The following is a 20,102-nucleotide window of genomic DNA, read 5'->3' on the forward strand; positions in this document are numbered from 1 at the left end:
CCCCTGTATAGCCCGGCTTGCCGACCAGGGTCGCCCGCCACGTGATAAACGGCCGTTTGAATCTTGGCTTGCCCCAGCCGTTTCCTGGCGTAGTCTGCGCTCCGACGGCGCGGATAAGCGTCGCGGCGACGCGCGAGCATTCGGGAGAACAGCCATGGCGGATTTTGGCGGCAGCGAACTGGATGCTTTCCGCGCCGAGACGCGGGCCTGGCTGGAGACCAATTATCCGACGTCGCTGCACGCCCCAATGGGCGAGGACGATGCGCCTTGGGGCGGCCGCAGGTTCCAGTGGAAGAACCCCGACGCCAAGCTTTGGCTGGACCGCATGGCCGAACGTGGCTGGACGGCGCCCATGTGGCCGGCGGAATATGGCGGCGGCGGGCTGTCCAAGGCCCAGAACAAGGTGCTCGAGCAGGAGTTGCGCCGCCTCAAGGCCCGCCCGGCCCTGATGAGTTTCGGCGTCTGGATGCTGGGGCCGGTGCTACTGGAATACGCCACCGAAGAACAAAAGAAGCGCTTCCTGCCGCAGATCGTCCGGGGCGAGTCCCGTTGGTGCCAGGGCTATAGCGAGCCGGGCGCGGGCTCGGACCTCGCGGCCCTGCAGACAAAATGCGAAGCCATTATCGACAAGGATGGGGGCGACCACTGGCTGATCAACGGCCAGAAGGTGTGGACCAGCTACGCCGACCAGGCGGACTGGATCTTTTGTTTGGTGCGCACCGACACCAGCAAGAAGCACGAGGGCATCTCGTTCGTGCTGTTCGACATGACCTCGCCCGGCGTCGAGGCGCGGCCGATCAAGCTGATCAGCGGCAGCTCGCCGTTTTGCGAGACCTTCTTCGACAATGTGAAGGTTCCCAAGGACCAGCTGGTCGGCAAGGTCAATGGCGGCTGGGACATTGCCAAGCGGCTGCTACAGTACGAACGGCAGAACATCAGCGCCTCGGGCTTCGGCGGCGGCGGCGGGCTGGATCTGGTCGAGGCGGCCAAGAAGGAGATCGGCGTCGACGCCCTGGGCCGCCTGGCCGACGGTGACCTGCGGGCCCGCATCGCCCAGCACCGCATGGAGGCCCATGCCTTTATGCTGACGGTGCGCCGCGCCGAGACGGAGTCCAAGACCGGTTCCGGCCCGAGCGCCGCCGTCTCGATCATCAAGTACGCGGCCGCCAAGATGAACCAGGAGCGCACCGAGCTGCTGGTCGAAGCGCTCGGCCTTCAAGGCCTGGGCTGGGAGGGCGAAGGCTTCGAGCGCGACGAGCTCAACGCCCTGCGGGCCATGCTGCGCGCCAAGGGCAACTCGATCGAGGGCGGCACCAGCGAGGTCAATTTGAATGTCGTCGCCAAGCGGGTGCTAGGCTTGCTGGATCACCAGTAGCAACGGCGAAGACCCATGATCGAGTTTTGGTACGAGTTCGGCTCCACCTACAGCTATCCCGCTGCCATGCGGGTCGAGCGCCTGGCCGAACAGGCGGGCGTGACCGTGGAATGGCGGCCGTTCCTGTTGGGGCCGCTTTTCCACGAGCAGCAGGGCCTGACGGACAGTCCGTTCAACACCTTCCCCGTGAAGGGCGACTACATGTGGCGCGACCTGCAGCGGGTCTGCGACATGGAAGGCCTGCCGCTGGTCCGTCCCAGCCAGTTTCCGCGCAACGGGCTGCTGGCCGCGCGGGTGGCGATCTGCGGGCTTGAGGAGGGCTGGACCCCGGCCTTCAGCCGCGCCGTCTACCAGGCCAATTTCGTCGATGACCAGGACATATCGCAGGCCGAGGTGCTGGCGCCGCTGATCGCCTCGGTCGGCGCGGGTCCTGACGCCGTGCTGGCCGCCGCCAACACAGACCCGATCAAGGCCCGCCTGAAGGACCATGTCCGCCAGGCCCAGGAGCGCGGCCTGTTCGGCGCGCCCAGCTTCGTCACCGCCGACGGCGAGCTCTTCTGGGGCAATGACCGTCTCGAGACCGCCCTCGAATGGGCTGTCCGCCATCAAACCTTGGAGCAAGCCTGACATGGCCGTCCTGACCGAAGAACAGACCATGCTGCGCGACGCCGCCAAAGGCTGGACGCAGGACAGCGCCCCGGTCGGCGCCCTGCGCAAGCTGCGCGACGGCGGCTCCAAGGCCAGCTTCGACCCGGCGACCTGGGCCGAGATGGGCGCCATGGGTTGGGCCGGGGTGATCGTGCCCGAAGAGCATGGCGGCTCGGGCTTCGGCTATCTGGGGCTGGGGCTGATCCTGGAGGAAACCGGCCGAAGTCTGGTGGCCTCGCCTTTGCTCTCCACCGCCATGATCGCCGCCTCGGCCCTGACCCTGGGCGGCTCAGACGCCCAGAAGGCCGCCTGGCTTCCGAAGATCGCTACAGGCGAAGTCATCGCGACCTTGGCCATCGACGAGGGCGCTCACCACGCGCCGCTGAACCTCGGCCTGTCAGGCACGGCCTCCGGCGGCGGCTTCGTCCTCAACGGGATCAAGACCTTCGTGCTGGACGGCGACGCGGCCGACCTGCTGATCGTCGTCGCCCGCACGGCCGGCGCGGCGGGCGACAGCGACGGGATCACCCTTTTCCTTGTCCCGGCCGATGCAGCGGGCGTTACACGAACGCATCTGGCCCTGGTCGATAGCCGCGGCGCGGCGCGGATCACCTTCGACGGGGTGCAGGTCGGCGCGGACGCGGTGTTGGGCGAGGTCGGCGCCGGCTGGGCGATCCTCGAACCGGTCCTCGACCGCGCCTATGCGGGCCTGGCCGCCGAGATGCTGGGCACGGCCACCGCAGCCTTCGAGATCACCCTCGACTACATCAAGACCCGCACCCAGTTCGGCCAGGTCATCGGCGCCTTCCAGGCGCTGCAGCACCGCGCCGCAAAGCTGTTCACCGATCTGGAGACCACGCGCTCCTGCGTCGAGGCCGCCCTGGAAGCCGCCGACGCCCATTCGTTGACAGGGGGGGGTGACACCCGCCTGCTGTCGTCGCTCGCCAAGGCCAAGGCCAGCGAAGTGTTGCACCTGGCGTCCAATGAGATGATCCAGATGCATGGCGGCATCGGCATGACCGACGCCCATGACGCCGGCCTCTACATGAAGCGCGCGCGGGTGGCCGAGGCCCTTTTCGGCGGCCCGTCGTTCCATCGGGATCGTTACGCACGGCTTTCAGGGTTCTAGCCGCAGCCCGCTCGCCCAGGCTAGAGCATTTCCCGACCTGACTGCGTCAGGCCGTGAGCTCTAATCTTTTGTTTTGACGCATTTTTCTTCACGCGAACCGGAAACACTTAGCTCGAAAAATGCTCTAGCCTCGAAGACTACCTTCAGGTCATCGAGGAAGCAGCAAAGTCCATGCGTTGACACGTGAGGCGACAGGGCCAAGCAGGTCGATATCCTCGACCGGCCGGGCCTGGTCGCCCTGACCTGCGAGCGCTAGGGGGCGGTGCGGTGCGGTGCGGCGGGGATACCAGCGACTGCTGCCGGTGTCTTTCACCTGACCTCTACCGCTTGCGCGCCGGGAACGGCGCATGGGCCAGACGCAACAGATTAGCGGCCCCAGGCGCGCCGAAAGGGGTGCCAGCCACGATCAGCAGGCGTTCGCCCGGACCGACAAGACCCAGATCCACGGCCTTGGCGATGGCGTCGGTGGTGACCACCTCGAGGCTATCGGGCTGGGCGGAGACGCGGGCTTCAACGCCCCAGACCAGGCACATGCGACGCACGGCGTCGATCTGCGGCGACAGGGCCAGCACCGGCTGCAACGGCCGCTCGCGCGCCAGGCGACGGGCCGTGGCTCCGGTGGTGGTGAAAGCCACAAGGCACTTGGTCGAGCCGGACTTGGCGGCTTGGGCGGCGGCGACCACCAGCACGTCGGCGTCCTCGTCGTCATGCGGTTGCTCGGCCTGCATCAGTTCAGGCCAGCGCGGGTCGCGCTCCACCCGCTCGATGATGCGGCTCATCATCGCCACGGACTCTTCTGGATAGTCGCCGGCCGCGCTTTCGGCCGACAGCATCACCGCGTCCGCGCCCTCATAGACGGCGTTGGCGACGTCGGAGGCCTCGGCTCGAGTCGGGGTGGGCGAGCTGGTCATGGATTCCAGCATCTGGGTCGCGACGATCACCGGGATGCCCCGTTCACGCGCCGCGCGCAGCATGATCTTCTGGGCTACCGGCACTTCTTCGGGGGCCATCTCCACGCCGAGGTCGCCACGCGCGACCATCACGCCGTCGCAGAGGTCCATGATCGCGCCGAGGCATTCCAGGGCCTGGGGCTTCTCGATCTTGGCCAGCACGGCGGCGCGGCCTTCGACGATGCGGCGCAACTCGGCCATGTCCTCGGGGGCCTGGACGAATGACAGAGCGATCCAGTCGACGCCAAGACGGAGGGCGAAAGCCAGGTCCTCGCGGTCCTTCGGCGTCAGCGGCGACATCGGGATCACGACGTCCGGCACGGCGACGCCCTTGCGCTCCGACAGCTTGCCGCCGTTGACCACCTTGGTGTTGGCGTAGCCGGGACCAGCGTCGGTGACGGTCATCCGCAACTTGCCGTCATCCAGCAGCAGGGTCGCGCCGGGACGCATGGCCACCAGGATCTCTGGATGCGGCAGGCAGACGCGAGTTTCGTCTCCGGGCGCCGCGTCGCTGTCGAAGCGAAACGCCTGGCCCGCCTTCAGCGAGACCGGGCCCTTGGCGAACTTACCGACACGGAGCTTGGGACCCTGCAGGTCCGCCAATATGCCCAGCGGCCGCCCGACCACCGCTTCGGCCGCGCGGATGGCGTTGTAGGCCGCAGCGTGGTTTTCGTGGCTGCCGTGGCTGAAGTTCAGGCGGAAAACGTCGGCGCCGGCCTTGGCCAGTCTCACAATCATCTCGTGCGAACTACTGGCCGGACCGATGGTGGCGACAATGCGGGAGCGGCGCGCGCGGATCATGAACCTGCTCCGGTGAGGCTGAACAATGCTGCAACGCGGCAACAAATGACGCATTGCGGAAAGTTTTTGCGTCGGGCGAACATCATTCTCGAATTTCGCACCTGACAACGTTGTCTAACGATCCCGTTCCGGATTCGCCATTGCTGACTTAGCGTCAACGTCTCGGGGATTCCATCCATATTACCGGATGGGCGATTTGGACCGCTTAGCGGACGGGACCGGTCGACTCGCGGACCACCAGCTGGAAGTCGAGCAAACGCGAGGGCGGAGCCTCGCCTTCGCCGCGCTTGGATCCCCCCAGCAGCAGGTCGGCGGCGGCCGCGGCCATGGCCTGGATCGGCTGGCGCACGGTGGTGAGTTGCGGCCAGACCACCTTAGCGCCAGGCGTGTCGTCGAAGCCGGCTACGGACAGGGTTTGAGGCACCTCCAGACGTAGGCGATTGGCCACCGCCATGACGCCCAGGGCCATGTCGTCATTGGAGGCGAAGATGGCGGTGGGGCGGTCATCGCCGGCGAGCAGTCGTTCGGCCGCCTCGAAACCGGAGCGGAACGAGAAATAGCCCTGCTCCACATGGTCCCCGCGCACGGCGTGGCCGTGCTCCTTCATCGCCTGGAGGTAGCCCTCGTAGCGCAAATGCGAGGCGCCGTGGTCGGGGTGGCCCTTGATAAAGCCAATGTCGGTGTGGCCGAGAGCGATCAGATGGCCGGTCATCTCATAGGCCGCGCGCACGTCGTCCATGCGCACATGGGCCGAGCGACCCAGGTCCTGGTCGGGTGACAGCCGCACATAGGGCACACCCTCGGCTTCCAGCACATCGAGCACGGCGGTGTTATCGCAGACGGGCGGGGTGAGGATCACGCCGTCCATGCGCAGGGTGTGCAGCATGGGCTCCACCTGGGCGGCGACGTCGCCCTGGGAGTCCAGGGGCTCGACGATCAGGTGGTAGCCCTCCTCCCGGCAGCGGGCGATCGCGCCCAGTTGCACGTCGGTGACATAGGCGGGGCTGGGGTTGTCGAAGAACACGCCGATCAGATAGGCCTTGGACCCTGCCAGGCTCCGTGCCGAGATATTGGGCCGATAATTCAAGGCGGCCACAGCCTCCTGCACCCGCGTGCGGGTGTCGGTCTTGACGTTCGGCTCGCGGTTCAGCACCCGCGACACGGTCTTGATCGAAACGCCCGACAGACGGGCGACCTCGTGGATCGTAACCTTGGAACTCAAGACTGGGCCTCGCGAAGCGTCGGGAAAGCGACAAGCCACGCAATAAGCCATGACAGCCTTGTCAAGGCGAGCCCCCTTTCGCGTGGAAAGCGAGCCGCCGTGCGTTGTTCTAGGTTGGACCCCCTTTAGGAGATCGCCGCCCGGCCATCCGGAGTCATGGCCACGGCTGCGCCGATCAGAGCGGTGTGCGGGTTCATAATCACGTGGGTGGGGATGTCGCGGGTGAAGTGGCTGAGCCGGCCTTTGGCCTCGAACCGTTCGCGGAACTGGCTCTTTTCCAGCAGATCGACGATGCGCGGCGCGATGCCGCCGGCGATGAACACCCCGCCCCGCGCGCCCAGCGCCAGGGCCAGGTCGCCCGCCGAGGAGCCGAGAATGGCGCAGAAGCGATCGATCGTCACCTTGCAGCAGTCGTGGCCGGCGACGCCCTCCTCGGTGATCTGCTTGGCGGTCAACTCATCGACCTTGCGGCCGTCGATCTCGCCCAGGATGACGTGGAGGTCTTCCATGCCGGGACCCGACAGCAGGCGCTCGATCGAGCAGCGGCCAAAGCGCTTGAGCAGTACGCGAAGGACTTCGATCTCGACCTCGTCGGTCGGGGCGAAGGCTATGTGGCCGCCCTCGGTGGTGAGGGGCGTCTCGACGCCGTGCCGGCGCACCATGCCCGCCGCGCCGAATCCGGTGCCGGGGCCTAGGATGGCCAGATCGCCCTCTCCCGAGGTCGGCAGCGAGCCGATCTGGCGTAGATCCTTGGGCGCCAGGCGCGGGGCGGCTAGGGCCTGAGCAGTGAAGTCGTTAATCAGCCTGGCCGAGCGGAAGCCGCCGGCGCGGCGCAGGCTGTCTTCCGACAGCTTCCAGTCGCTGTTGGTGAAGCGCACCGTGCCGTGCTCGATCGGACCGGCCACGGCCACCACCGCCTGGTCGGCGTGCTTGACGCCCATCTTGGCCAGATAGTGCTCGATGGCGTCCTCGGCCGTGCCGTAGTCCTCGCCCTTGTACGAGGTGGGCTCGATCAGCTGGGGATCAGCGCCGTCGAAATCGACCAGGGCGAACCGCGCGTTGGTGCCGCCAATGTCGCCAACAAGGCCCAGTCCGATGGAGTTCAAGCCGCTCATATCCGTCTCTTCCTAAGCAAACAGCACGGAGGCGCCGTGGTCGGACGCGCCGACCCCCGATCGCAACAGGCCGAAGAGTTCCCGCCCATAGCCCGGCTTGGACGCCGGGACGCTCGCCGGCGTGCGGGCGCGCAAGGTCGCCTCGTCCACCAGGATTTTAAGGTCGCCCGTGTGGGCGTTGAGAGAAATGACGTCGCCGTCCTGGACATAGGCCAGAGGTCCGCCCTTGGCCGCTTCCGGCGTCAGGTGGATGGCCGCCGGGGTCTTGCCCGAGGCGCCCGACATCCGGCCGTCGGTGACCAGGGCCACCTTGAAGCCGCGGTCCAGCAGCACAGAGATCGACGGCGACAGGTTGTGCAGTTCGGGCATGCCATTGGCCGACGGGCCCTGGAATCGCACCACCACCACCACGTCGCGGTCCAGCTCGCCGCGCTTGAAGGCGGCGATGAAGTCTTCCTGTTCCTGGAACACGGCGGCCGGAGCGGTAATCACCTGGTGCTCGGGCTTGACGGCCGAGATCTTGATCACCCCGCGGCCGAGGTTACCCTGCAGCAAACGCAGGCCGCCTTCGGGGCTGAATGGCTCGGAGGCCGGACGCAGGATGTTGAGGTCCAGCGACTCGTCAGCGCCCTCACGCCAGGTCAGCACGCCATCGACCAGGATCGGCTCCTGGGTGTAGCGCGAGAGGCCCGGGCCAGCGACGGTCAGCACGTCCTCGTGGGCCAAGCCCGCCTTCAGCAGTTCCTTGACCACGAAATGGATGCCGCCCGCAGCGTGGAACTGGTTCACGTCGGCCGAGCCGTTGGGATAGACCTTGGCCAGCAGCGGCGTGGCCTTGGAGATGTCGTCCATGTCCTCGAGGGTCAGGATGATCCCTGCGGCGTGGGCCATGGCGACCAGGTGCAGGGCCAGGTTGGTCGAACCGCCGGTGGCCATCAGGCCGACCACGCCATTGACCACGGCCTTTTCGTCGATCACCCGGCCGATCGGTATCCAGTCATTACCCTTGTGGGTGATGGCTGCGACGCGCTTGGCGGCCTCTTTCACCAGGGCGGTGCGCAGCGGCGTATGCGGATGCACGAAGGCCGAGCCCGGCAGGTGCAGGCCCATCAGCTCCATCAGCATCTGGTTGGTGTTGGCTGTGCCGTAGAAGGTGCAGGTGCCGGGGCCGTGGTAGCTGGCGCTCTCGGCGGCCAGCAGTTCCTCGCGCCCGACCTTGCCCTCGGCATAGAGGGCGCGGATACGGGCCTTTTCCGAATTGGGGAGACCCGAGGTCATCGGTCCGGCCGGCACGAACATCGCTGGCAGGTGGCTGAAGGTCAGGGCGCCGATCATCAGGCCCGGCACGATCTTGTCGCAAACGCCGAGGTACAGCGCCCCATCGAAGGCGTCGTGGGTCAGGGCGATGCCGGTGGCCATGGCGATCACGTCGCGCGAGAACAGCGACAGCTCCATGCCCGGCCGGCCCTGGGTGACCCCGTCGCACATGGCCGGCACGCCGCCGGCGAACTGGGCGGTGGCCCCGACCTCGCGCGCGGCCTCCTTGATCAGGGCCGGATATTCCTCCAGCGGTTGGTGGGCCGACAGCATGTCATTATAGGCCGAGACGATGCCGAGGTTGGGGGCGTTCGGGTCGAGGGCGCGGACCTTGTCGACGCCCGGCGAGGCCGCGAAGGCATGGGCCCAGTTGGCGCAGGATAGCTTGGCGCGACCCGGCTGGGCGGCGGCCGCAGCGTCGAGATTGGCCAGATAGGTGGCGCGGCTGCTCCGGCTGCGTGCGATGATCCGGGCGGTGACTTCCGCGATGACGGGGTTCATGGACATGGTGCTACTCCGCCCACAGGATACGGACCGGGGCGTGGTCCTGGTTCAAGATGGCGGCGATCGGCAGGCTGGGATCGACCGGCCCTTCAAGCAACATCCGCTTGGCCTCGCCAGTGACCAGCAAGACGATCAACGACGACTGGATCAACGCCTGGAAAGTCAGGCTGATCCGAGGCAGGTCCGGCGCGGGCGCGCCGGGCGGCACGGCGATCACCGTCCGCTCGGACGTGGGATCCAGGCCGGCCTCCAGCACCAGATTGCCCGGGAACAGCGAGGCGAAGTGGCCATCTGGGCCGACGCCTAGCAAAACGGCCCCGAACGGCAAGGCCTGGGCCACGCCCGCCTCGGCCTTTTCAGCCGCCTCATCCTGGGCCAGGTCCGCGAAATATAGCGGCGCGAACGCCGCCTTGGCCGCCTTGTCCACAAGCAGGTGACGACGGACCAGGCCCTCATTGCTGCTGGCGTCCGACGGTGGCACGCAGCGCTCGTCGGTCAGGGTGACGGTGACCTTGTCCCAAGGCGCGGTCAGCTTGGCCAGGCGGTCATAGACTGGGGCCGGCGTCGAGCCGCCGGTGGCGGCGAAGCCCGCCGCGCCGTGCAGGGCGACGGCGTCGGTCAGGGCCGAGACCAGCACCGAGGCGGCGGCGTCATACAGCGCCTCGCGCGACGGGAAGGTTTCGATCTCGGGGAGGGTCACGGCCACCCTACTCGTTCCAGGCCCGGCCTTGCGGCGCGATCAGCGCCGAGGCGCCGTGCGGACCCCAGGTGCCCGCCGCATAGGGCGCCGCCTCGGTGCCGGCCTCAGCCCAGGCAGCCGAGACGCCGTCGACGAACTTCCAGGCCTGCTCGACTTCGTCACGCCGAACGAACAGGGTGCGATCGCCCCGGAACACGTCTAGCAGCAGCTTCTCATAGGCGATCCGGCGGCGGCTGCCGGCCGAACTCATCGCGAGGGACAACGGGAGCGACTGCAGGCGCATGCCCTCTTCCGACAGCCCCGGGCGTTTGGTCATCACGGTCAGCGAGATGTCTTCGTCCGGCTGCAGATCGATGACCAGGCGATTGGCTCGTGTCTCGCCCTGGGCGGCGTTGCTGAAGATGTTGTGCGGCACGGGCTTGAACTGCACGACGATCTGGGTGCGGCGGTCGGGTAGGTTCTTGCCTGTGCGCAGGAAGAACGGCACGCCGGACCAGCGCCAGTTGTCGATATCGACCTTCAGGGCGACGAAGGTCTCCGTCTTCGAGGCTTTGCCGACCTCTTCCAGATAGCCTTTGCGCGCCGTGCCATCGACGACGCCCGCCACATATTGGCCGCGCACGGTGTCATGAGCGACATTGGCCTTGGTAAAGGGGCGAAGGGACCGGAGCACCTTGACCTTCTCGTCGCGCACGGCGTCAGGGTCGAAGCCCGAGGGCGCTTCCATGGCGACAAGGCACAGCAGTTGCAGCAGGTGGTTCTGCACCATATCGCGCAGGGCGCCGTACTCGTCGTAATAGGGCCACCGCTCCCCGACCTTCTCGGTCTCGGCGATGGTGATCTGCACGTGGTCGATGTGCTTGTTGTCCCACAGGGGCTCGAACAGCACGTTGGCGAAGCGCAGGGCGGTCAGGTTCTGGACCGTCTCCTTGCCCAGATAGTGGTCGATGCGGAAAATCTGACTTTCATCAACGACCACGCCCACCGCGCCGTTGATGGCGCGCGAGCTCTCGAGGTCGCGGCCGATCGGCTTTTCCAGCACCAGGCGGGTTTGCGGACCCGTGAGCTCAGCGGCTTGCAAAGCCTGACAGACCGAGCCGTACAGGCTCGGCGACAGGGCGAAGTAGATCACCAGTTCGCCGTGTTTGCCGATCTTGTCAGCCAGCGCCTTGGCGCCCTCTTCCTTGGTGATGTCGACCGAGATGTAATCCAGGCGCGCGGCGAGACGGCTCCACGCCCCCTCCTCCACGTCGGCGCGCTTGCCGAGCTGCTCGCGCACCAGCGCGCGGTAGCCGTCGGCGTCATGATCATGACGCGCCAAACCGATGATTCGCAGATCTTGCGGCAGCAGGCGATCGACTTCGAGGAAATAGAGCGACGGCAACAGCATCCGCAGGGCCAGGTCGCCCGCGCCACCTAGCAGGACCAGCACTTCTCGACCCGCTTCAGCGGTGTTCGTCTCTTCTGCCAATGTTTCCACCCTATGACAACGTTGTCATTACACGCCCCTCGGCGCAATGCAAGAGGCCGCCTGTCGAGCTCCCGACAGGACGGCGCGTGCGGCGCTTAACTAAGGGGTTTGCGCGATCGCCGCCATAAGACCAATCGCTTTTCCACGGCGATGGGGTCTGGGCGGGCGAGGCAGAGGCGAACGCCGCGAAACCAATGGGCAGGCAGGCAATTGGAAATCGCAAATTGCGACGATGAGGGCAGCCAGCCTACCCGGCCGCCTGCGCCCGGAAGCGGTCCTTCATCTTCGCCACCCAGCCGTTGAAGGCCTCGTTGTCGGCGGTGACCCGGCTGAAGTCGTCGCCGGACAGCGCCGCCGGATCAGCGCCCGCCAGGGCGACCCGCAGGCCGTCCGGATTGCGCGCACCGTCGATGAAGCCGCTGTAGTGCTGACGCAGGCGCCCCAGACCCGCGTCGTCGTCGGCCAGACTAAAGGCCACACCGGCGCGGAGAAGCTTGGCTTCCTCGTTGGTGGTCAGGGTTCCCGGCGTTTTCCAGCGATCGCCCAAGGCGCGTTCGTACATCGCGCCGGCCAAGGGCCAGGTGTGCTGCTTCCAGGCGATCTCGGCGCGGATATCCTCGGCATCGCCGACCTTGTCGCTTTCGATGACTTCCAGCGCCGCGTCGTAGCGGCCCAGACCCATCAAGGCGCGGGCGGTGGCCAGGCGACGCTCGGCGTTGAGGGCCGGCGGCAAGACCGTGGAGCGCGTGCTGTTGATGGTGTCCAGCGCGCTCTCAGGCTTGCGGTCCATCAGGTAGATCCAGGCCAGATCAGTGGCCACCTGAGCCTTGGGCACGCCGTTCAGGCGATTGTCTACCTGGTACTTGAGCAGCTTGGCGGCTTCGTCGAGCAGGTCGACATCGACCAGGCGGCGCACCAGGTTGCGGACCATCTGGTCGCCGTCGGCGCCGATCGGGGTCAGGTCCTGGAAGTCGTAGAACAGGCCCACCGCCTGGATCGGCTGCATGCCGTCGGCCAGGCCGTCGAGGAACAGGGCGCGGAAAGCCTGGTTGAGGTCGTTGCGCAACGCTACCGCCTGCGGCAGGTCGGGCAGATTGTTGCCTGCCGAGTGCAGCACCTCCAGGGCTTCGCGATAGCGGCCTTGCCTGATCTGCAATTGGCCCAAGGCCCGGATGGTGTCGAGCTCGGCGCCGTCGCCGCGCCAGCGGAAGCGCAGTTGATCCAGACCCTTGGCCGCGACGTCGGCGCTGATCTGGTTCTTGGCCAGGCGAAGTTGGATGGCGCGCAGGGTGGCGGGCGCGGCCAGACGGTCGATTCCGCACCGGGCGATGGCCTGGAACACCGGCAAGGCGCGGCTGTCGCCCTTGGCCTCGAAGGCCTTGGCCAGGGTTAAACGGAGCTCAAGCTGGTCCTCGACCGGGATGTTGGGCAGCTTCAGGGCCTGGTTGATCAGGCGGATAGCGGTCTCAGGCGCGCCGCCGCCGACGGCCGCCTCGGCCTGGGCGCCGAGGAACCGGGCCTGCCACAGGGCTGGAAACATGTTCAAGGCGCGAGCGCCGTCGACGAACTTGGCGTTGGCGTCAACCCATTGGCCGGACTTGCTGGCGACATAGCCACGCCACAGGGCCGCGGAGGGATCATCGGCCAGGACGGGCGAGGCGAAGTCGGCCTCTGCCTCGGTGTAGCGGCGGGCCATCACCTTGGCCACACCACGCAGGCCGCGGAATTCGGCGTCGCCCATCAGGGTCTGGTGCGCGCGACCAGCGGCATTGAGCACGCCGATCGCTTCGTACGACAGGTTCGAGCCGATGAGGAACCGAGCCAGGGCCATGCGGGGCGCGGTGTCGTCACCCTTGCCCGAACCGTCGCTGGCCGCCGGAATGGCGCTGAGCAGGGCGTCGTAGCGGGCCATGAAGCCGCCCGAGCCGGTCTTGGCCCAGTGTTCGGGGTCGATCAGGGCGGGCATGGCCATGGCCTGGGGCGCTCCGACCATGTTGTCGGACTGTTGACCGCTGGCGGCTGACGACAGGAGCAGACCCTTTGGGCGGCCGATGCGGACGATGTCGCCTTCGGCGCTCATCTGCAGGTCGCCGGAATAGCTTTCGACAGCCAAGCCGGTAGCCGATTGCAGCAAGGCCATCTCGACATAGTCGCGGCGCGACGGCAGGCCCTTGGACGGCGCCAGGGCGGTGGCGACGGCGATGTTATCGCCAACGGCCGGGTCGGCCACCCATAGGGTCTTGGTCGTGCCCGCGACATTGGCGGTAAGGGTCGCGGGGGCGGCGTTGTCGTCGCGAGCCACCCGGATCAGATCGGGCGCATCCTGGACGCCCGCGCCCAAGGCGATCGTCCATCCGCCGCCCACGCCGTCGGCGTAGAACGGCGTCCCTTGCGGGGTGCTGATGCGCAGGGCGGTGTAGTCGGGTCCCTTGAACGCCTGGATGCTGCGGTACTGCGGCGTGCCGGAAGGCAGCTTGCCGATGTCGAGCCGGGCCGGCGTGTCGAACACCACCCACACCGCCTCGCCCCTGCGGAAGACGGCGGCGCCGGCGGGATTGGCCCATTCGAAACTCAGCTGGATCTGACCGCCGGCCTTGGAGAACTTGACCGGCACAACGCCGCCCGCAGGCATCGGGCTGGGGCGGCGCGCGGCGGCCGCGGCGGTCTCGGCCGCCGGCGCCGGCGCATTGGCGGCCTGCTGGCGAGCGAACAGATTGACGAAGTCGTCGCCGTCCGCGTTTCCGGCCCGGAAGTCGGCGTCGTCGCTGAGGGTGATAGCGATCTCGACCACGCCGCCGACGTGGCGGGCCTCGGCCGAGCGCACCCAGCGCGGCGGCGAAACTTTCAGGACGGTGAGGTTGGGATTGGCGTCTCGCCGGAAGCGCAGCACCAAGGTCGCACCTTCGCGATGGGCCTGCATGCCGCGCGAGCCGGGGAACTCCAGTCGCGTGAAGTCGGGCGCTTGGGCGACGCGAACCTCAAGACCCCGCGAAGACGTCGAGGCGGACGCCTCGAGCGGCGGGGGATTGGGGGCACGACGCGGCGCGGCGGAGATCGACACCGACGGGGTCACGACCCCGAAAATGCAGATCGCCGCAACGCTCGATCTTAGCAATGCCCCCAGCCTCATTCCTGGCCTTAGCCGGTTTTCTTTGGCGCGGCCGGAGCGGCGCCGGCCAGCGGCGCGGCGGCCGCCTGGGAAGCTGGGGCGGCGGCGGCGGGCGGCGCATTGACGGCGGCCAGGGCGGCGCGACCCTTGGCGATGGCGTCGGCCGACATCCGGTTGGCGAGGCGCTCAGTCAGAATTTTGGCTTCATTTGGCGACATGTTGGCCAGGATCATGCTGAGCGTCCGCTCCTTCATCTTGGCGGCGATCGGCAGGCGCACGGAGTCGTCCAGCAGGGCCATCCGCGCGCCGGCATCCTTGGGCTTCATGGCCGAATAGACCAGCACCAGGCGGCCGGCCTCGGCCTCCTTCTGGGCGTCGGCCTGGCCGAGCAGGCCCTGGATCTCGCCCTTCATGCCGTTCAGGGCCTTCATCTTGGTGTCGAGCTTGGCCTCTGCGGCGGCCAGCAGTTGCAGTTGGACGTCGATATCCTGTTCGCGCTGATCTAGTTGGCCACGACGGGTCCCCAGGCTTTGCAGCACACGCAGCTCGGCGGGCGACAGGCCCGCTTCCTTGGCCAGGTCGTTAGCCGAGGGCGCGCAGACGCGGGGCGGCAAGGCTTGGGCGGCCGCGTCCTTCCCCACGTCGGCGGCCGATGGGGCCTTGTCGCTCTCCGGCTTGACCACGCCCTCGGCGAAGGCCTTGGCTCCGCTCAGCATGTTAGGCAGCGACTTGGCCCCGGCCAGGGCGTTGACGGCCAGCACGCCGACCACGGCGATCCCGACGATGGGCAGGATGCGCGGAACGTTTTTCATCGGCGGCCTCTAAAACTCGAACCCGGTCGCGGAGACTCTTCCGGACCATCGAACAGATCATCATCGATCCGCGCGCGTGAACGCGGGGTTTCCTTTGGCCCAGATGAGCGGGCGGCGGCAGGTGGCGGAGCGTCGCGGGGGATGCGGGCCTCGCGGTCCAGCAGCTTTTCGAAGTCCTCGGCCTTCAGCCGGCGGGCGGCTTCGGGCGAGGTCGCGGGCTCCGGCGCCCGCACCGGACGCGGGGGCGCGGCGGGACGCGGGGTGGAACGCTCGGACATCGCGCCGGGCGGCGGCGTGACCATCGGACGGTTCAGGCGCTCATCCAGCTGGGCGGCCAGGGCCTTGGCCTGGGTAATGCGGTCGCCCAGGGTATCGGCTGCCTCGTCGGTGGCGGCGCGCAGGTCGGCCAAGCCCTGTTCAGCCCGCATCGCGGCGCGGTCAAGATCGGCCACGGCCTTGGCGAAGCCTTCGTGGCTGTCGCGCAGATTCTTGAGGCGACGCTCCAGGCGCACGCCGAATATCAGCGCGAGCAGCAGCAGCACAGCCAGGAGACCGTTGAGGGCGATGGCCGTCATGCTCATTTCAGTTTCTGCACCGCTTTCCGGGCCGACGAGGTCAGGGGGGCCTCGGCCCGCACGGCGATCGAGTGGTTGCGGCGACCCATGCGGCCGCGGGTCAATGGGATCGAACCGGCGCGCAGCTCTATCAAGCTATCGGTCGTGGCGTTGAGCATCAGGGTGTCACCGACCTTCAGGTCCAGAACCCTGCTCAGGGGCAGTTGCTGTTCGTCTAGCACGGCGCGCACCTCCATCTGGGTGGTCCAGAGTTCGGTGGCCAAGTGGCCTTCCCAGATGTTGTCGCGGCCGAACTTCTCGCCCATGAACTGCTGGAGCAGCATCTTGCGGATGGGTTCGAGGGTCGCATAGGGCAGCAGAAGCTCGATTCGACCGCCCCGGTCTTCCATGTCGATGCGAAGCTTGACCAGAATCGCGGCGTTGGCCGGGCGGGCGATGGCGGCGAAGCGTGGATTGGTCTCCAGGCGGTCAAGCGTAAAGCTGACGGGATGCAGCGGTTCGAACGCCGCCTTGGCGTCGTGCAGCACCACCTCGACCATCCGCTGCACCAGCACCCGTTCGATGGTGGTGTAGGGACGCCCCTCGATGCGCATGGCCGCAGTGCCGCGACGGCCGCCCAGCAACACATCGACGATCGAGTAGATCAGGTTGGAATCGACCGTCAGCAGGCCATAATTGTCCAGCTCCTCGGCCCGGAACACGGCCAGGATGGCCGGCAGCGGGATGGAGTTTAGATAGTCGCCGAAGCGGATCGAGCTGATGTTGTCGAGGCTGACCTCGACATTGTCGGAGGTGAAGTTGCGCAAGCTGGTCGTCATCAACCGCACCAGGCGGTCGAAGACGATTTCAAGCATCGGCAGGCGCTCGTACGACACCAGCGCCGAGTTGATGATGGCGCGAATGCCGGTGCGGTCGTCATTGCCGTCGCCGGACATATCGAAGCCCAGCAGGCTGTCGATCTCGTCCTGGTTCAGGATACGCTCGGCGCCCATGGCGTCGCCGCCGCCGTCGTCCCAGCCGCCCATGCCGCCGCTGAAGTCGCCAAACTGGTTGCCGCCGCCGCCGGCGCCGCCGGGCGGGTTCTCCTCGGCCCACTGGGCCATCGCGGCCTGATCGTCGATTTCGTCAGCCATATGGTTCGCCCCAACCAGCCCGCAGGCTAGTTGATCAGCATCTCCTCGATCAGGACTGCATTCACCTTGGAGGGTGCGGCGACTAGGTTCACGCGACGCAGCAGCTCGGCCCGCAGCTGGTAGCTGCCCTGGCTGCCGTTGAGATCTTCGGGGCGCAGTTCGCGCAGGAAGGTCTGGAACATGTCCTGCAGGCGCGGGAGGTTCGGCGTCAGGTTCTCGGCCGTCTCCTCGTCGGGCAGCTCGAAGGTCAGCTTCAGCTTCAGGAAGGTCGAGCGGCCGTCGGCCGCCTGCATGTTCACCACGATGTCGGGCAGGGTGTAGAACACCACGCCGTCGGGCCCCTCTTTGATCACCGGCGCGCCCGCAGCCGGAGCTGCGGCTTCGCCGCCGCCATGGCCACCCTTCTTCTCTTCCTTCTTTTCTTTCTTCTTCGGCTTTTCGTGACCCTTCTCGGCGTGCGCCTCGGGCTTGGGCTTCAGCAGCAGGAACGTCGTGACGCCACCGCCGATCAGCACGACGGCCGCTGCGGCCGCGATGATGATCATCATCGGCGGCTTCTTCTTGGCAGGAGCTTCGCCCTCGACGGCGCCCTCTTCGCCTTCGGGGGCGGGAGCTTCCTGGGGAGGTTTCTTGGCCACGCGCGCGGTTCCTTGGAATCTATGGATCTAGTCATGCGTGGAGCATGGTTAACGATCCCTTTTGAACGCCATTTCGCCGCAGGCTGAATCTGCCCGGCAGACTCTGGCCGCAGCCCGTCGTTAACCTTCTTTTTTGTTGAAATCGTTGATTTTTCTGAGTTGGCACAAGGGTTGCTTGTGAGGACGCAGCGCATTTGTCGCGCTAGCCGTCTCGGTAACCGGTCATGGACAACGCACTGTATGTGGGACTTTCGCGGCAGATGACTCTGCGCCGCGAGCTCGACGTCGTCGCCAACAACATCGCCAACGCCAATACGACCGGTTTCAAGGTCGAGCAGCTGATGGTGCGCACCGAACCCGCCAGGCCGGCCCGCACCGCCGGCGGTTCATACCCAGTGAAATTCGTGCTCGACGACGGCGTGGCCCGCGATTTCGGCCAGGGCGCGCTGAGCAAGACCGACGGCGACTTCGACCTAGCCATCGAGGGCAACGGGTTTTTCAAGGTTTCGACCGGCAGCGGCGAGCGCTACACGCGCGACGGCCGCTTCACCATGGGCGCCGACGGCAAGCTGCTAGCCCAGAACGGCAATGCCGTTCTGGACGACGGCGGCGGCGAGATCCTGCTGGATCCGCTCAAGGGCCCCGTCACCATCGCCAAGGACGGCACGGTCAGCCAGGGCGCCGAGCGCGCCGGCAAGATCGCCGTTGTGCGGATGGCCGACCTCGCCTCGCTGCGCAAGGACGGCGACAACCTCTATCGCAACATTTCCAACGACACGCCCCAGGCGGCCACGGATGCCGTGATCCACCAGGGCATGCTGGAAGCCTCCAACGTCCAGTCGCTCAAGCAGATCGTCAAGCTCATCGAAGTGAACCGCGCCTACGAGAGCGTGGCCAAGATGATGGACCAAACCGCCGAGCTTTCCCGATCCGCCGTCGAGCGGATGGGCAAGGTCCAGTAAGGGATAACTGAAGATGCAAGCGCTCCGCACCGCCGCTACGGGCATGGCCGCCCAGCAGCTGAACGTCGAGGTCATCTCGAACAACATCGCCAACATGAACACCATCGGCTTCAAGCGTGGCCGGGCCGAGTTCCAGGATCTGATCTATCAGACCATCGAGCGGGCCGGCGCGCAGTCGTCCAGCAGTGGCAACGTGGTGCCAACCGGGGTCCAGGTCGGCGGCGGCGTCAAGGCCGGCTCGGTCTATCGGATCCACGAGCAGGGCACCCCGACCATGACCAACAACGAGTTCGACGTGGCCATCCAGGGCAAGGGCTTTCTGCAGATCCTGCTGCCCTCGGGCGAAACCGCCTACACCCGGGCCGGCAATTTCGCGACCAATGACCAAGGCCAGATCGTCACCGAGGACGGCTACACCGTCCAGCCCGGCATCACGATCCCTCAGAACGCCGTGGCCACGACCATCAGCAAGACCGGCCTTGTGCAGGTGACGATGCAAGGCAATCCCGTTCCGCAGACCGTGGGTCAGCTGGAACTGGCCAACTTCATGAACGAAGGCGGCCTCGAGGCGGTCGGCGACAACATGTACATGGAGACCGCCGCCTCGGGCGCGGCCAATATCGCCGCCCCCGGCCAGCCGGGCTTTGGCACCCTGCTGCAGAACTACACCGAGGCGTCGAACGTCGACTCGGTCAGCGAAATCACCTCGCTGATCGTCGCCCAGCGCGCCTACGAGATGAACTCCAAGGTCATCACCACCGCAGACCAGATGCTGCAGACCACCTCGAACCTGAGGTCCTAAGCTGATGAAAGCGCTCGTCCTTTCCCTCGCGGCTTTCTTGGCCGCCACGCCCGCCCTGGCCGGGAACGCCGTCTCGTTGCGATCGGACACCACCGACGCCGACGGTCGGGTCACGCTGGGCGAACTGTTCGACGGCGCGGGCGCTGCTTCGGGCATGGTCGTGGCCACCCGCGTGGGCCCGACCGCCGTGCTCGACGCCTCTCAAGTGCAGATGGCCGCCCGACGGGCGGGACTCGACTGGTCCAATCCCGCAGGCATCCGCCGGATCATCGTCCGCGGGGGCGCCGAGGGCGGGTCCAGCGGCGGCCTGACCGGCGCCCCGCGGGGCAATGTGGAAGTTCTTGCCTATGCTCGCAGCCTGGCGACCGGCGAAATCGTCCAGCCGGAAGACCTGGTCTGGGTCAAGGTCGCCGCCGCGCCCAACGACGCGCCGCGCGACGCCGACGACGTGATCGGCATGAGCGCCAAGCGACCTTTGCGCGAAGGCGCCGCCGCTAGCCTCCGAGATGTTTCCACCCCAACGGTGATCAAGGCGGGCGATATTGTCGCGGTGACCTACGAGGACGCCGGCGTGGCGTTAACCTTGCAAGGCAAGGCCATGGCGGCTGGGGCCGTGGGCGATAGCCTGATGGTCCAGAACACCGCCAGCAAGAAGATCATCGAGACCGTGGTCACCGGCCCGGGCTCCACCGCCGTCGGTCCCCAGGCCCAGCGCTTGAGGGCCTCTCGCAACACCCTGCGCTACGCCGCTCGCTAGAGCATTTCCCGACCTGACTGCGTCAGGCCGTGAGCTCTAATCTTTTGTTTTGACGCATTTTTCTGCACGCGAACCGGAACCA

General features: G+C 67.0%; 17 protein-coding genes. 6 read left to right on the forward strand and 11 right to left on the reverse strand.

What is annotated here, in order from left to right; all coding sequences use genetic code 11:
* Positions 1 to 154 precede the first annotated feature (154 nt).
* The 3 genes from ACP694_RS14955 to ACP694_RS14965 are packed head-to-tail and all read left to right on the forward strand — an operon-like array spanning position 155 to position 3,152.
* Positions 155 to 1,375, forward strand: coding sequence for an acyl-CoA dehydrogenase family protein (locus tag ACP694_RS14955; RefSeq protein ID WP_426013618.1), 1,221 nt, complete (start codon positions 155 to 157; stop codon positions 1,373 to 1,375).
* Positions 1,376 to 1,390: 15 nt separating this feature from the next.
* On the forward strand, positions 1,391 to 2,002 hold the full coding sequence (locus ACP694_RS14960) for a 2-hydroxychromene-2-carboxylate isomerase (protein ID WP_426013620.1): 612 nt from the start codon (positions 1,391 to 1,393) through the stop codon (positions 2,000 to 2,002).
* A gap of 1 nt (position 2,003) precedes the next feature.
* Positions 2,004 to 3,152: an acyl-CoA dehydrogenase family protein gene (locus ACP694_RS14965; protein ID WP_426013622.1), complete on the forward strand. Its 1,149-nt coding sequence runs from the start codon at positions 2,004 to 2,006 to the stop codon at positions 3,150 to 3,152.
* A gap of 320 nt (positions 3,153 to 3,472) precedes the next feature.
* Here the strand turns inward: ACP694_RS14965 and pyk are convergent, their stop codons facing one another.
* The 11 genes from pyk to fliL all read right to left on the reverse strand — a co-directional run bounded on the left by pyk (position 3,473) and on the right by fliL (position 17,499).
* Positions 3,473 to 4,903: a pyruvate kinase gene (gene pyk, locus ACP694_RS14970; protein WP_426013624.1), complete on the reverse strand. Its 1,431-nt coding sequence runs from the start codon at positions 4,901 to 4,903 to the stop codon at positions 3,473 to 3,475.
* Between the two features lie 205 nt (positions 4,904 to 5,108).
* Complete coding sequence (locus ACP694_RS14975; RefSeq protein WP_426013626.1) at positions 5,109 to 6,125, reverse strand: LacI family DNA-binding transcriptional regulator; 1,017 nt, start codon at positions 6,123 to 6,125, stop codon at positions 5,109 to 5,111.
* Positions 6,126 to 6,250: 125 nt separating this feature from the next.
* The gene (gene glk, locus ACP694_RS14980; protein WP_426013628.1) at positions 6,251 to 7,240 is read right to left on the reverse strand and encodes a glucokinase; all 990 of its coding nucleotides are present in this window, start codon (positions 7,238 to 7,240) and stop codon (positions 6,251 to 6,253) included.
* A gap of 12 nt (positions 7,241 to 7,252) precedes the next feature.
* The gene (edd, locus tag ACP694_RS14985; RefSeq protein ID WP_426013629.1) at positions 7,253 to 9,064 is read right to left on the reverse strand and encodes a phosphogluconate dehydratase; all 1,812 of its coding nucleotides are present in this window, start codon (positions 9,062 to 9,064) and stop codon (positions 7,253 to 7,255) included.
* A 4-nt stretch (positions 9,065 to 9,068) separates the two neighbouring features.
* Positions 9,069 to 9,761, reverse strand: coding sequence for a 6-phosphogluconolactonase (gene pgl / locus ACP694_RS14990; protein ID WP_426013803.1), 693 nt, complete (start codon positions 9,759 to 9,761; stop codon positions 9,069 to 9,071).
* A 7-nt stretch (positions 9,762 to 9,768) separates the two neighbouring features.
* Positions 9,769 to 11,232 (reverse strand): glucose-6-phosphate dehydrogenase, encoded by a 1,464-nt coding sequence (gene zwf, locus ACP694_RS14995; protein ID WP_426013631.1) that lies wholly within the window; start codon positions 11,230 to 11,232, stop codon positions 9,769 to 9,771.
* Positions 11,233 to 11,479: 247 nt separating this feature from the next.
* Entirely contained in the window at positions 11,480 to 14,362 is a 2,883-nt protein-coding gene (locus tag ACP694_RS15000) for a tetratricopeptide repeat protein (protein ID WP_426013633.1), read from the reverse strand.
* A gap of 8 nt (positions 14,363 to 14,370) precedes the next feature.
* Positions 14,371 to 15,153 carry a MotE family protein gene (locus ACP694_RS15005; RefSeq protein WP_426013635.1) on the reverse strand — a complete coding sequence of 261 codons (783 nt, stop codon included), beginning with the start codon at positions 15,151 to 15,153 and terminating at the stop codon, positions 14,371 to 14,373.
* Entirely contained in the window at positions 15,150 to 15,734 is a 585-nt protein-coding gene (locus ACP694_RS15010; protein WP_426013637.1) for a DUF6468 domain-containing protein, read from the reverse strand. Before ACP694_RS15010 ends, ACP694_RS15005 begins: the two co-directional genes overlap by 4 nt.
* Positions 15,731 to 16,861, reverse strand: a complete 1,131-nt coding sequence (fliM, locus tag ACP694_RS15015) for a flagellar motor switch protein FliM (protein ID WP_426013639.1) — start codon at positions 16,859 to 16,861, stop codon at positions 15,731 to 15,733. Before fliM ends, ACP694_RS15010 begins: the two co-directional genes overlap by 4 nt.
* A gap of 26 nt (positions 16,862 to 16,887) precedes the next feature.
* Positions 16,888 to 17,499 (reverse strand): flagellar basal body-associated protein FliL, encoded by a 612-nt coding sequence (gene fliL / locus ACP694_RS15020; RefSeq protein WP_426013641.1) that lies wholly within the window; start codon positions 17,497 to 17,499, stop codon positions 16,888 to 16,890.
* A 224-nt stretch (positions 17,500 to 17,723) separates the two neighbouring features.
* Between fliL and flgF the strand changes: the two genes are divergently transcribed.
* The 3 genes from flgF to flgA are packed head-to-tail and all read left to right on the forward strand — an operon-like array spanning position 17,724 to position 20,020.
* Entirely contained in the window at positions 17,724 to 18,461 is a 738-nt protein-coding gene (gene flgF, locus ACP694_RS15025; protein ID WP_426013642.1) for a flagellar basal-body rod protein FlgF, read from the forward strand.
* 13 nt (positions 18,462 to 18,474) lie between these two features.
* Positions 18,475 to 19,263 (forward strand): flagellar basal-body rod protein FlgG, encoded by a 789-nt coding sequence (flgG, locus tag ACP694_RS15030; protein ID WP_426013644.1) that lies wholly within the window; start codon positions 18,475 to 18,477, stop codon positions 19,261 to 19,263.
* A gap of 4 nt (positions 19,264 to 19,267) precedes the next feature.
* Positions 19,268 to 20,020: a flagellar basal body P-ring formation chaperone FlgA gene (flgA, locus tag ACP694_RS15035; protein ID WP_426013646.1), complete on the forward strand. Its 753-nt coding sequence runs from the start codon at positions 19,268 to 19,270 to the stop codon at positions 20,018 to 20,020.
* The last annotated feature ends 82 nt before the right edge of the window (positions 20,021 to 20,102 follow it).

The organism is Caulobacter sp. DWR2-3-1b2 (assembly GCF_049896345.1).
Lineage (GTDB): Bacteria > Pseudomonadota > Alphaproteobacteria > Caulobacterales > Caulobacteraceae > Caulobacter.

Bases quoted from the DNA above. Each gene is read 5' to 3' on its own strand.
- ACP694_RS14955 (WP_426013618.1), top strand. From the start codon at position 155: ATGGCGGATTTTGGCGGCAGCGAACTGGATGCTTTCCGCGCCGAGACG.
- ACP694_RS14960 (WP_426013620.1), top strand. From the start codon at position 1,391: ATGATCGAGTTTTGGTACGAGTTCGGCTCCACCTACAGCTATCCCGCT.
- ACP694_RS14965 (WP_426013622.1), top strand. From the start codon at position 2,004: ATGGCCGTCCTGACCGAAGAACAGACCATGCTGCGCGACGCCGCCAAA.
- pyk (WP_426013624.1), bottom strand. From the start codon at position 4,903: ATGATCCGCGCGCGCCGCTCCCGCATTGTCGCCACCATCGGTCCGGCC.
- glk (WP_426013628.1), bottom strand. From the start codon at position 7,240: ATGAGCGGCTTGAACTCCATCGGACTGGGCCTTGTTGGCGACATTGGC.
- edd (WP_426013629.1), bottom strand. From the start codon at position 9,064: ATGTCCATGAACCCCGTCATCGCGGAAGTCACCGCCCGGATCATCGCA.
- ACP694_RS15000 (WP_426013633.1), bottom strand. From the start codon at position 14,362: ATGAGGCTGGGGGCATTGCTAAGATCGAGCGTTGCGGCGATCTGCATT.
- ACP694_RS15005 (WP_426013635.1), bottom strand. From the start codon at position 15,153: ATGAAAAACGTTCCGCGCATCCTGCCCATCGTCGGGATCGCCGTGGTC.
- ACP694_RS15010 (WP_426013637.1), bottom strand. From the start codon at position 15,734: ATGAGCATGACGGCCATCGCCCTCAACGGTCTCCTGGCTGTGCTGCTG.
- fliM (WP_426013639.1), bottom strand. From the start codon at position 16,861: ATGGCTGACGAAATCGACGATCAGGCCGCGATGGCCCAGTGGGCCGAG.
- flgF (WP_426013642.1), top strand. From the start codon at position 17,724: ATGGACAACGCACTGTATGTGGGACTTTCGCGGCAGATGACTCTGCGC.
- flgG (WP_426013644.1), top strand. From the start codon at position 18,475: ATGCAAGCGCTCCGCACCGCCGCTACGGGCATGGCCGCCCAGCAGCTG.
- flgA (WP_426013646.1), top strand. From the start codon at position 19,268: ATGAAAGCGCTCGTCCTTTCCCTCGCGGCTTTCTTGGCCGCCACGCCC.